Genomic DNA, 12,376 nt, shown 5'->3' on the forward strand with positions numbered 1-12,376 from the left:
CGATGGAGAGTAAACGTCTGGAACAGGCCGCGCTGGCGGCGGGGATCAGCCCAAACTACATCAATGCGCACGGTAAACCGCAATCCATTACCATACAAACCAAGCAGCGCTTACTGGATGCAATGCATCCTGCGCCTGCGGTGGCGGTCAGCGCACCGCCAGTGCCAGTGGTGCAAGTGTTTATCCATGGCAAGAAAAAGGTGCTGCCGGTTGTCGGTAAAGGTGATTTCCAGTGGCAACTCACCACGGAAACCGGCAAGCAATACCAGGGCGACGCGCGCGGTGGTGCTAATTTGCCACTGCCCACTGGTCTGCCGCTGGGTTATCACACGCTAACTGTGACGCAGAAAAATCAGCACTGGCAGTGCCGGGCGATTATCGCGCCGGCGCGTTGTTATGAACCTCAGGCGCTGCTCGACGGTAAGAAACTATGGGGCGCATGTGTGCAGCTCTACACCCTGCGTTCTGAGAGTAACTGGGGGATTGGCGATTTCGGCGATCTGAAAAAGATGCTCGGCGAGGTTGCTAGCCGCGGCGGCGCGTTTATCGGGCTTAACCCGATTCATGCGCTCTATCCGGCAAACCCGGAGAGCGCCAGCCCGTACAGCCCGTCATCGCGCCGCTGGTTGAATGTTATCTATATCGATGTCAATGCGGTGGCGGATTTCCGCGACAGCGAAGAGGCGCAGGCCTGGTGGAACCTGTCCACGACGCGCGAAACGCTGCGAGCCGTCCGTGATGCACAGTGGGTGGATTACGCCACCGTTACAGCGCTGAAACTGGAGGCGTTGCGCATGGCGTGGCTGCGCTTCCGCCAGCGCGCGGAGAGCGATGAGCAGGTTGTGGCGTTTCAGCGCTTTGTGCAGCAGGAAGGCGAAAGCCTTTACTGGCAAGCAGCGTTCGATGCCATTCATGCCAATCAGGTGAAGGAAGATGCGCTGCGCTGGGGCTGGCCGGTGTGGCCGGAAGGATTCCAGAACACGCATAGCCCAAAGGTGAAAGCGTTCTGCAAAGAGCATGCGGATGAGGTGAATTTCTACCTGTGGCTGCAATGGCTGGCTTACACCCAGTTCGCCGATTGCTGGCAAACCAGCCAGGGGTACGCGATGCCGATTGGTCTGTACCGCGACCTGGCGGTGGGTGTTGCGGAAGGTGGCGCAGAAACCTGGTGCGATCGCGAGCTGTACTGCCTGAAGGCATCCGTCGGTGCGCCGCCAGATATTCTGGGCCCGCTGGGGCAAAACTGGGGCCTACCGCCGATGGATCCTCATGTGATCCACGCCCGTGCTTATGCGCCATTTATCGATCTGCTGCGTGCCAACATGGAAAATTGCGGTGCGCTGCGTATTGATCATGTGATGTCGATGCTGCGTCTGTGGTGGATCCCGTACGGTGAAACGGCGGATCACGGCGCGTATGTGCAGTACCCAGTCGATGACTTGCTCGCGATTCTCGCGCTGGAAAGCCAGCGTCATCAGTGCATGGTGATTGGTGAAGATCTGGGGACCGTACCGGTGGAGATCGTCGGTAAACTGCGCAGCAGCGGCGTTTACTCTTACAAAGTGCTCTACTTCGAAAACGATCATGAAAAAACGTTCCGCGCACCGCAGTCGTATCCGCAACAGTCAATGGCGGTGGCGACAACGCATGATCTCCCTACGCTACGCGGCTACTGGGAAAGCGGCGATTTGACGCTCGGTAAAACGTTGGGACTTTATCCTGATGAGGTTGTTTTACGCGGCTTGTATCAGGATCGCGAACTGGCGAAACAGGGGCTGCTCGATGCGCTTCATCAGTACGGCTGTTTGCCGCAGCGCGCCGGACATAAAGCCTCACGTACACCAATGACATCGGTGCTCAATCGTGGAATGCAGCGTTATATCGCCGACAGCAACAGCGCGCTGTTGGGGCTGCAACCGGAAGACTGGCTCGATATGGCCGGGCCGGTAAATATTCCAGGCACCAGCTATCAGTATAAAAACTGGCGGCGGAAGCTGGCGGTGTCGCTGGAGGCGATGTTTGCCGATGAAAAGGTCAATAAGTTATTAAAAGATCTCGACCGACGTCGCAAAACGGCGGCAAAACGGAAATAAAAAAAGGCCCGGTTATCCGGGCCTTTTCACGTGCAGCGACTGAATTAAACCACCATGCCTAACAGCAGGCAGCCGATCAGGCCACAGAGCGAAATAATAGTTTCCAGTGCCGACCAGGAGCGCATGGTCTCGCCGATGGTCAGGTTGAAATACTCTTTGAACAGCCAGAAACCCGGATCGTTAACGTGAGAGAAAATCACACTACCGGAACCGACCGCAATCACCATCAATTCCGGGCTCACGCCTGTGGTGGCAATCAGCGGCGCCGCAATGCCACCGGCGGTGATTGCCGCAACGGTCGCGGAACCCAGCGCAATACGCAGCACTGCCGCAATTGACCACGCCATAAACAGCGGGGAGAGATTGGTGGAATGCATCATTGAGGCGATGTATTTATCTACGCCACTATCAACCAGAACCTGTTTGAACGCACCGCCACCGCCGATGATCAGCAACATCATGGCGATGATTTTGATGGAGCTGGTCAGCGTTTCGTTGATGTCGTCCATCGAACGGCCACGGTTCAGACCGAAAGTGAAGACGGCAATCAGCACCGCAATCATGGTGGCCATGACCGGGTCGCCGAAGAACTCTGCGTAAGGCAGCAGCGCGTGGCCTTTCGGCAGCAGCATTTCTGCTACCGCACGCAGCGCCATCAGAACTACCGGTACCAGTGACGTCCAGACGCTGACGCCAAAGCCCGGCATCTCTTCTTCAGTGAAGGTTTTCGCGTTGTAGAGACCTTCCGGGATCGGTTTATCAATGCTTTTCAGGAAACGCGCATAGACCGGGCCAGCCAGGATCACGGTTGGGATACCGAGCAGCGTACCGTAGAGCAGCGTTTTGCCCATATCAGCATGGAAAATGGTCGCAATCGCCGTTGGACCCGGGTGCGGAGGCAGGAAGCCGTGCGTCACTGACAGCGCTGCCGCCATCGGCACACCGACATACAGCAGCGGAATACGCGCGGACGCCGCGATGGTGAATACCAGCGGCAGCAGCAGTACGAAACCAACTTCATAGAACAGCGCGAAACCGACGGTAAAACCGGTCAGCACTACTGCCCATTGAATGTATTGGCGACCAAACTTTTCAATAAGCGTTGTGGCAATGCGCTGTGCACCGCCGCAGTCCGCCAGCATTTTGCCGAGCATGGCGCCAAAGCCCATGATCAGCGCAAGGCTGCCCAGCGTACCGCCGACACCATTTTTAATGGATTTAATAACGGCATCGAGCGGCATGCCCTGCATCATTCCCACGGCGAGCGCCACGAGGATCAGAGCGATAAATCCGTTCAGTTTGAAGCGGATCATTAACAGGAGTAAGAGAGCAACACCGATAGCGACAATGACTAATGGCATGATTTACCTGGCCTTTAATTTGTTATGGGTAACGTCAGTGTTTCTGGCAGCCGCTGAAAATTCCCGAAAGAGGAAAGAGCGAGCTGCGGCACCGTTGCGGCTGACATCCATTGCTAAAAATTGTAGTCGGATGTTTTTTAAGTTGTCGGTGCTGACAGGAATGATACGGGTAACATCTATGAAAAGAGAATCACTCTGGCGATCTAAATGTAAGATCTGAGACATGCGTCATATTAACGCCGGGAAACTAAACACCAGGGAAAAGGGAAATAGGGGCAGGGAGATACGGGTAACACAAGGAGTAACTTTGTAGACCCGGCAAGCAGAACGCCGCCGGGCAATCTACAGCAGAAAGCAGGCTTAGTAGTAAGAGTGCTCGCCGCGCTGGTGCTCGGTCAGATCGCGCACGCCTTTCAGCTCCGGGAACTCGGTCAGCAGCTGCTTTTCGATACCCTCTTTCAGCGTGACGTCGACCATGGAGCAACCGTTACAGCCGCCGCCAAACTGCAGGATGGCGTAACCTTCATCGGTGATCTCCATCAGCGAAACACGACCGCCGTGACCAGCCAGTTGCGGGTTGATTTGTGACTGCAGCAAATACTCCACGCGCTCCATCAGCGGTGCGTCGTCGGATACTTTACGCATTTTGGCGTTCGGCGCTTTCAGCGTCAGCTGGGAACCCAACTGGTCGGTGACAAAATCGATTTCCGCATCTTCCAGATACGGCGCGCTCAGCTCATCGACATAGGCAACCAGTTGTTCAAACTTCAGCGCGGTGTCGGTGGCTTCAACCGCGTCCGGCGGGCAATACGAGACGCCGCACTCAGCGTTTGGCGTGCCTGGGTTAATCACAAATACGCGGATTTGTGTCCCTTCTTCCTGATTTGCCAACAGTTTGACAAAGTGCGCTTGGGCAGCGTCGGAAATACGGATCATAGCAATGGCCTAATAGTTGACTATTTTACTTGGTTATAATACGCCCATCATCGAGGGTCTACAAGGTTCGACACAGGCACCAGACCTGAACAGTTGCTGCGCCGCTGCGTAAAAGCAGCCGGGTGATTTCCGCAACGGTGCTGCCAGTTGTGACGACATCATCCACCACGACGATATGGAGACCAGCGACCGGCAATTCAAGATGAAAGGCATTTTTCAGGTTCTGTTTGCGCAAACGGGCGTTGAGTTGGTGCTGAACAGGCGTTGCCCGCACCCGGCGCAGCGCGACGGAAGCGTATGGGCATTGCAACCAATGCGTCAGCGCCCGGCACAGCAGATCACTTTGATTAAACCCTCTGCGCCACTGGCGACGTGCATGCAGCGGTACGCTGAGGATCAGATCCGGCCTTTGCCAGTTCCCGCTGCGGCGCGCGTTTAACACGGCTAACAGCAGCAGACGTGCCAGCGCGCGGGCCATTTCCGGGCGAGGCAAAAATTTAAACTGCTGCACCAGCGGGCTAAGCGGTGGCGCGTAACGGCTGACGGCAATCAGCCGCTGCCAGGGCGGCGGTTTTTGCAGACAGCGCCCGCAGAGCATGTCGTCGCGAGCGGCAGGTAAACCGCACAAAGGGCAAACTTTTTCGCGCACTTTCATGGCGCGCGTGCAGCTTGAACAGATTCCCCACTGGCTCAGCATCAATGGCATTCCACATAGCCAGCATAAGCCCGGCACTGTTAGCATGTGCCACCTCCTTGTGTGAAAGAAGAGAACGATAGCTGATGAAGAACATCTGGTGGCAAACCAAAGGCGAGGGAAATTGTCATCTTGTGCTGCTGCACGGATGGGGGCTGAATGCTCAGGTCTGGGATTGCATTACGCCGGAACTGAGTTCGCAATTTACGCTGCATTTAGTGGATTTGCCGGGCTATGGCAGAAGCGAAGGGTTTGGCGCACTGGCGCTGCCGCAGATGGCAGAAATTGTGTTATCTCACGCGCCCCAGCAGGCAATTTGGCTGGGCTGGAGCCTGGGCGGTTTGGTGGCGAGCCAGATTGCGTTGCAATCACCCGAACGCGTCAGCGCGCTGGTCACGGTTGCCTCATCGCCCTGTTTTAGCGCGCAGGGGGATTGGGCAGGTATCAAGCCAGCGGTGCTGGCCGGTTTCCAGCAGCAATTGAGTGAGGATTTTCAGCGTACCGTTGAGCGTTTCCTGGCATTGCAGACGCTCGGCACCGAAACCGCAAGGCAGGATGCTCGCCAGCTTAAAAACGCGGTGCTGTCGCTTCCGATGCCGCTAACAGAAGTACTGAATGGCGGGCTGGAGATTTTAAAAACGGTGGATTTACGCGAAGCGCTTGGTGGACTGACGCTGCCATTTTTGCGTATGTATGGCCGCCTTGACGGGTTGGTGCCACGTAAAATCGTCCCGTTATTGGATGATATGTGGCCGCAGAGCGAGTCGTTGATCTTCCCGAAAGCGGCACATGCGCCGTTTGTTTCACACCCTGATGAATTCTGCGATGCGTTGCTGGCGCTGAAAGCCAGGCTCGTTTAACGCAGCGCCCACCATTCGCGGGAACAGGCGCTTTTCCCTTCCGGGCACTGTTTGCAGCTACCGGTTAAACAACCGGTAGCCTCTTCCTGAATACGCACCGCTTTGCCCATGGCTTCCATACGATCGAGCATGGCGTCGATCATTGCACGCGGCGTGTGTAATGCGGCGCTCAGTTGCTGAGCCTCCATTCGGCCTTGCAACGCCAACAAGTCGCGCACTTCAATTAACGACGCCATTTTGTTGCTCCTTAGTGACAATCGCCCGCCGGGCTGTCGCAGCAGCTGGCGGCGGTTTTGCGCGTGGCCAGCAGATTGACATCCACCCGACTTCTGGCGCGGCGAAGCGCGCTAATCACCACCACGTTAAACAGAAGAACCGCCAGAATGCAGGTCAGACTATAGACCTGATGATCGCTGAAGGTCGCTGTTTGGTAAAAGAGCGTGGCGAGTGAGTAGGCGATATTCAGCCCCCACAGTACCGAGAAACCCATCCAGCCACGGCTGGATTCACGGGCGATAGCACCCATCGCGGTGATGCACGGTACGTAAAGCAGTACAAAAATCAGGTAGCTGTACGCGGCTGCCGCGCTGCCAAATTTTTCGCTCATCACGCCCATGGTGCCGGTCGCCATTTCACCATCGCCTTTGCTGGCTTCGATTGGGTTCGCCAGCACGCTCAGGCTGAACGTTTCTTTTACGCTTTTCGCCGTGTCTTCCAGGGCGGCAATCAGTTCATCCGTCAGGCTAAATTCTGCTGGGTTAAAGGCTTCATGCTCAATATTTTCCGCGGTGTAAAGCGAGTTCAGCGTACCGACGACCACCTCTTTCGCCATTGCGCCAGTGACAAGACCCACTGTGGCTTGCCAGTGATCGCCATGCACACCAATCGGCTCCAGCAGCGGAGTAAATACGCGACTGACAGAAGCCAGCGCGGATTCATCAATTTTGTGTACGGTGCGGCCATCCAGCGAAAAACTGTTCATCGCACTGAGGAAAATGCTGACGATGATAATCACTTTACCCGCGCGGATGACAAAGCCTTTCAGGCGCTGCCAGGTTTGCAGCAACAGGCTTTTCAGATGCGGAACGTGGTACACCGGCAGTTCCATCACAAACGGCGATGCTTCACCGCGCAGCAGCGTATGTTTCAGTACCAGGCCGGTAAGGATCGCCATCACGATACCGATCACATACAGCGAGAAGACGGTGAGCGCTCCCTGCTGGCCGAAAAAGGCAGCAGCGAAAACAGCGAAAATGGCCAGACGCGCGCCGCAGGACATAAAGGGCGCCATCATAATGGTTATCAAACGTTCGCGCGGCGCGTCTAATGTACGCGCGCCCATCACTGACGGCACGTTGCAGCCGAAACCGACAATCAGCGGTACGAAAGATTTGCCCGGCAGCCCCAGCGATTGCATCAGACGATCCATTACAAACGCGGCGCGTGCCATGTAACCGGAATCTTCAAGGAAGGACATAAACAGGTACATCATGCCGAGCTGCGGCACCAGCGGCAGCACGGTGTTTACACCGCCGCCAATGCCTTGTGCCAGGAATACGGTCAGCCATTCCGGGAAGTGCAGGGTATAACCCAGCCACTGAATACCATGAATAAATATGGCTACCGAGCCCGCATCGAAAATGGGCTGGAATGCGCCGCCGATGTTGATGGCAAACAGAAACATCAGGTACATGACGAACAAAAAGATCGGCAAACCCAAAAAGCGGTTAATGATGATGCGGTCAACTGCGGCGGTGAACTGGCTTGGCTCGGCAGTCAGCGTGTTGCTGACGGTATCGCAAATCGCCGCAATCGACTGGTAACGTGCATCTGCAATATGCAGAGCGGGGTCGTCCATTTCCGTTCCCAGGCGCGCGAGTGAGGCATCCAGTTGCTGTTCGCTTACGCCAGAGTTGGCGCGGCTGTAGATATCGCCTTCCAGCATTTGCAGGCCCATCCAGCGACGCTGCTGCAACGGCACATCGTCGGTCATTTGCTGCGCCAGCGCGTCTGCTTCGCGGGAGAGGGGTTGGGCGTAATGCACCAGCTCAACGTTGTCGTTGTGTTGATGACGGTCGACAGCCATTTTCAACGCTTCAATCCCGCGACCGCGAGTGGAAACCAGCGGGATCACCGGACAACCCAGGCGCGCGGCAAGGCCATCGATATCAATGCGGACTTTCTGTTTTTCCGCAATATCCAGCATGTTGAGCGCAATAATGCACGGTACGCCAAGCTCCAGCAGTTGTAACGTCAGATAGAGGTTGCGCTCAAGATTCGATGCATCGACAACATTAATCACCAGATCGGCATCACCGCTTAAAATGTAGTGGCAGGCGATCTGCTCATCCAGCGAGGTTTGCGCGGAAATGGTGGTGAGCGAATAGGTTCCAGGAAGATCGACCAGCGTAACGTGGTTGTCGGTGGTGTTGAATTGGCCCTCTTTGCGCTCAACGGTTACGCCGGACCAGTTTCCCACACGCTGACGCGCGCCGGTTAGCTGATTAAATAACGTTGTCTTGCCAGAATTAGGGTTACCAATTAAGCCAATGGTCAATTTTTTCATTTTTACTTACCGCTCTTATAACGACTGGCTGATTAACGAGAAACCGCTTCCAGTTCGAGGAATGCGAGATCTTTCTTCCGTAACACTAAATTAACGCGGCGGGTTTCAATATGAATAGGATCGCCCAGCGGCGCGACGCGTACCACATTAAAAGAGGAGCCGGGCAACATCCCTAATGACAGGAGTTTCTGCCGCCAGGCCGGGCTTATTTCTTGAGAGAAACCGGTGATTTTCCACGCACTGTCTGGAGAGAATTGCATAGAGCCTACTTATTTTCGCTGCGAGCCAAGAGTTATCACGCGCCGTCTGGCGCACTGTTCATCATCGAAGGAGTGGAGAAACAATCTACTGACCCAATGATAATGAGAATAGTTTTTATCATCAATCATAAAAATGCGTTTGCCGGGGGCAGAATTGATAATTTGATTCTCTTTTGACGTAGCTCAAAATTTTGTTGGGTTGTCTATTCTCTGCGTAAAACGAAAAAATATGACCGCCAGGTTAAAAAGATAATCTTTATTTTATAAAGTTAATGATTGTTGAATATTTGTAATATGCGTCGTGCAAAGAAAATAATGCAAAGACCAAAAGTAAAAATAAAATTTAGGTATGATTGGTTAATAATTTTGAATATTAAATGATAGGCGAAATAACGAGTTAATTGCATTTCGCTCATCATTTGGCAGGATTAATTTGGACTTTTTCGAACGTAAATGAAGAAAATGCCCCTCCCGGTGAAGGGAGGGGGAAAGATTAACGTTTTTTACCCATTGCTGCGGCGAGTGCATCCATCATTGCACTGTTGCCGCTCGGCTGGCTGTCGCGGCCACGTGGCGCTTTTGCCGGGCGCGCCGCATTACGATTTCCGTTATCGCGGTTACTGCTGTTGCCGTTGCCACGACGGGTGTTGGTGTCGCCTGGCTGCTCGTCCAGACGCATGGTCAACGCGATTCGCTTGCGCGGTAAATCCACTTCCAGCACTTTGACCTTCACGATATCGCCCGCTTTCACCACGGTATGCGGATCTTCGACGAACTTATCCGCCAGCGATGAGATATGCACCAGACCATCCTGATGCACACCGATATCAACGAAAGCGCCAAAGTTAGTCACGTTGGTTACCGCGCCTTCGAGCACCATGCCCGGCAGCAGGTCATTCATCGTTTCCACGCCTTCGGCAAAGGTCGCTGTTTTAAACTCCGGACGCGGGTCGCGCCCCGGTTTTTCCAGCTCTTTGATGATGTCGGTAACCGTCGGTACACCGAACTGCGCATCGGTAAAATCACTGGCTTTCAGTTTGCGCAGCTCCGTGCTGTTGCCCATCAAATCGCGCAATGACTGCTCGGTTGCCGCCAGAATACGTTCAACCACCGGGTAGGTTTCCGGGTGAACCGTAGAAGCGTCCAGCGGGTTGTCGCCATGGTTAATACGCAGGAAGCCCGCGCACTGCTCAAAGGCTTTTGGCCCCAGGCGGCTAACTTTCAGCAACTGCTGGCGGTTCAGGAACTGACCGTTTTCATCGCGCCAGGAGACAATATTCTGCGCCATCATGCGGGTTAAACCGGCAACACGCGTCAGCAGCGGCACAGAGGCGGTATTCAGATCAACGCCGACGGCGTTTACACAATCCTCGACGACGGCATCCAGTTTGCGCGCCAGTTGCGTCTGGCTGACATCGTGCTGGTACTGGCCGACTCCGATAGATTTCGGATCGATTTTCACCAGCTCCGCCAGCGGATCCTGCAAACGACGGGCGATTGAGACCGCGCCGCGCAGTGAAACATCCAAATCCGGGAATTCGAGCGCCGCCAGTTCAGAGGCGGAATAAACCGATGCGCCCGCTTCGCTGACAATCACTTTCTGCGCGGTCACTTTCGGGAACTGTTTCTGCACATCGAGGTAGAAACGTTCTGTTTCGCGCGAGGCGGTGCCGTTACCAATCGCCACCAGCTCAACATTATGTTTTTCGCACAGTGCCGCAACGGCCACCGCTGCTTTTGCCGCTTGCCCGGTATGCGGATAGATGGTGTCGGTGGCGACCACTTTGCCGGTGGCGTCCACTACCGCGACTTTCACCCCGGTACGCAGACCCGGATCGAGACCCATCGTGGCGCGCAGCCCGGCAGGGGCGGCCATCAGCAGATCGTGCAGGTTGCGGGCGAAAACATTGATGGCTTCGTCTTCCGCGCGTTCGCGCACCGTGCTCATCAGCTCCGTTTCCAGATGCATCAACACTTTGATACGCCACGTCCAGCTCACCACGCCTTTACGCCAGCTGTCCGCCGGCGCGTTGTTCAGGCGCAAGCCGAGATGATCGATAATGATTTGCTCGCAGTGGCTCTCTTTTGGCGGCTCATCAAACTGCGGATCGGCGTTCAGCGCCAGTTGCAGCACGCCTTCGTTACGCCCGCGAAACATCGCCAGCGCGCGGTGTGAAGGGACCGTCGAAATCGGTTCGTGATGATCGAAATAGTCGCGGAATTTCGCACCTTCGTCCTCTTTCCCGCTGACGACTGTTGCGACCAGGTGCGCATTTTTCCACAAATAATCACGCACTTTCGCCAACAGCGCGGCATCTTCCGCAAAGCGTTCCATCAGGATGTAGCGCGCGCCATCCAGCGCCGCTTTGCTGTCGGCGACGCCTTTATCGGCATCGACAAATGTCGCAGCCAGTGTTTCAGGATCTTGCGACGGATCATTCCACAATGAATCTGCCAGTGCTTCCAGCCCGGCTTCGATGGCGATTTGCCCGCGCGTGCGGCGCTTAGGTTTATACGGCAGGTAGAGGTCTTCAAGCTCGGTTTTGCTCAGCGTACCGTTAATGGCTTTTGCCAGCTCATCGCTGAGCTTGCCCTGTTCGCCAATCGATTTCAGAATCGCCTGGCGGCGTTCTTCCAGTTCGCGCAGATAACCAAGGCGGGTTTCGAGCTGACGCAATTGCGTGTCATCCAGACCGCCGGTGACCTCTTTACGATAGCGCGCGATAAACGGCACTGTGTTCCCTTCATCAAGCAGGCGAACGGCGGATTCCACCTGTTCGGTTCGTGCCTGAAGTTCACCCGCAATAATGCGGCAGAGCGAATCATTCATCATGTCATTTCATCTTCTGAACAAAAATCAGGGGATAGTTATACGGACTGACATCGCAAAATGCCAGCCGCGCAGGGCTTCTCAGACGGTTCTGGAGGTTATTTCACGTATTCAATTTGATTGATATACCAGGTTGCTTCACCGCCGGGCGTTTGCACTACCGCCACGTCGCCTTCCTCTTTCTTGAGCAGAGCGCGTGCCATGGGTGAGTCGATAGAGATGTAATCTTTGCGACCAAAAATTTCATCATAACCAACGATGCGAAAACGCAGTGTGTCGCCGTCGTCGTTTTCAATTTCCACCCATGCACCAAAAAAAACTTTGCCTTCCTGCTGAGGGGAGTAATCAACGATTTTAAGATTTTCCAGGCATTTGGTGAGATAGCGCACACGGCGGTCTATCTCGCGCAGACGCTTTTTGTTGTACTGGTAATCGGCGTTTTCGCTACGATCGCCGAGGCTGGCCGCCCAGGTGACTTTTTTGGTGACTTCCGGGCGCTCCTGACGCCAGAGAAAATCGAGTTCCTGCTTCAGTTTTTCATAACCTTCGCGGGTAATCAGGGGCGTTTTCATTCTTGGGCCTTATTTCCGGGACATTCTTGCCTGCACACACTTTACAAATGGGATAGTGTAAGGTGCAGATTAATCATGCTTTCTGTGATGACATATGCATATAAGCTGCTGTTAAATATGCTTTGTAACAATTTCGACTAGAATGTATACCAGATTTCGCTGGTCGTGAACGCGCACTTTTCTAGAATACGGAAACATTATTGT

10 protein-coding genes are annotated in these 12,376 nt (G+C 54.7%); 2 read left to right on the forward strand and 8 right to left on the reverse strand.

Annotated elements, in window-relative coordinates; translation table 11 throughout:
• Positions 1 to 2 precede the first annotated feature (2 nt).
• A complete protein-coding gene (gene malQ / locus E0L21_RS18060; protein WP_131411911.1) occupies positions 3 to 2,093 on the forward strand; it encodes a 4-alpha-glucanotransferase in 2,091 nt (696 codons plus the stop codon).
• A gap of 44 nt (positions 2,094 to 2,137) precedes the next feature.
• Here the strand turns inward: malQ and gntT are convergent, their stop codons facing one another.
• From gntT to gntX, 3 genes are all read right to left on the reverse strand, one after another.
• On the reverse strand, positions 2,138 to 3,454 hold the full coding sequence (gntT, locus tag E0L21_RS18065) for a gluconate transporter (RefSeq protein ID WP_131411913.1): 1,317 nt from the start codon (positions 3,452 to 3,454) through the stop codon (positions 2,138 to 2,140).
• Between the two features lie 360 nt (positions 3,455 to 3,814).
• A complete protein-coding gene (nfuA, locus tag E0L21_RS18070; protein ID WP_131411915.1) occupies positions 3,815 to 4,390 on the reverse strand; it encodes a Fe-S biogenesis protein NfuA in 576 nt (191 codons plus the stop codon).
• Positions 4,391 to 4,448: 58 nt separating this feature from the next.
• Positions 4,449 to 5,132: a DNA utilization protein GntX gene (gene gntX, locus E0L21_RS18075; RefSeq protein WP_131411917.1), complete on the reverse strand. Its 684-nt coding sequence runs from the start codon at positions 5,130 to 5,132 to the stop codon at positions 4,449 to 4,451.
• A gap of 38 nt (positions 5,133 to 5,170) precedes the next feature.
• Here gntX and bioH point away from each other — a divergent pair, with 38 nt between their 5' ends.
• Positions 5,171 to 5,944 carry a pimeloyl-ACP methyl ester esterase BioH gene (gene bioH / locus E0L21_RS18080; RefSeq protein ID WP_131411919.1) on the forward strand — a complete coding sequence of 258 codons (774 nt, stop codon included), beginning with the start codon at positions 5,171 to 5,173 and terminating at the stop codon, positions 5,942 to 5,944.
• Here bioH and feoC read toward each other — a convergent pair.
• The 5 genes from feoC to greB all read right to left on the reverse strand — a co-directional run bounded on the left by feoC (position 5,941) and on the right by greB (position 12,172).
• On the reverse strand, positions 5,941 to 6,180 hold the full coding sequence (feoC, locus tag E0L21_RS18085; RefSeq protein WP_131411921.1) for a [Fe-S]-dependent transcriptional repressor FeoC: 240 nt from the start codon (positions 6,178 to 6,180) through the stop codon (positions 5,941 to 5,943). The two genes, bioH and feoC, sit on opposite strands and share 4 nt — an antisense overlap.
• 11 nt (positions 6,181 to 6,191) lie before the next feature.
• Positions 6,192 to 8,510, reverse strand: a complete 2,319-nt coding sequence (gene feoB, locus E0L21_RS18090) for a Fe(2+) transporter permease subunit FeoB (protein ID WP_131411923.1) — start codon at positions 8,508 to 8,510, stop codon at positions 6,192 to 6,194.
• A 32-nt stretch (positions 8,511 to 8,542) separates the two neighbouring features.
• Positions 8,543 to 8,770, reverse strand: a complete 228-nt coding sequence (gene feoA / locus E0L21_RS18095; RefSeq protein ID WP_017459530.1) for a ferrous iron transporter A — start codon at positions 8,768 to 8,770, stop codon at positions 8,543 to 8,545.
• 493 nt (positions 8,771 to 9,263) lie between these two features.
• Positions 9,264 to 11,603, reverse strand: a complete 2,340-nt coding sequence (locus E0L21_RS18100) for a Tex family protein (RefSeq protein WP_131411925.1) — start codon at positions 11,601 to 11,603, stop codon at positions 9,264 to 9,266.
• 95 nt (positions 11,604 to 11,698) lie between these two features.
• Entirely contained in the window at positions 11,699 to 12,172 is a 474-nt protein-coding gene (gene greB, locus E0L21_RS18105) for a transcription elongation factor GreB (RefSeq protein ID WP_097399927.1), read from the reverse strand.
• Positions 12,173 to 12,376 lie beyond the last annotated feature (204 nt).

It is taken from the genome of Kosakonia quasisacchari, from assembly GCF_004331415.1.
GTDB lineage: Bacteria > Pseudomonadota > Gammaproteobacteria > Enterobacterales > Enterobacteriaceae > Kosakonia > Kosakonia quasisacchari.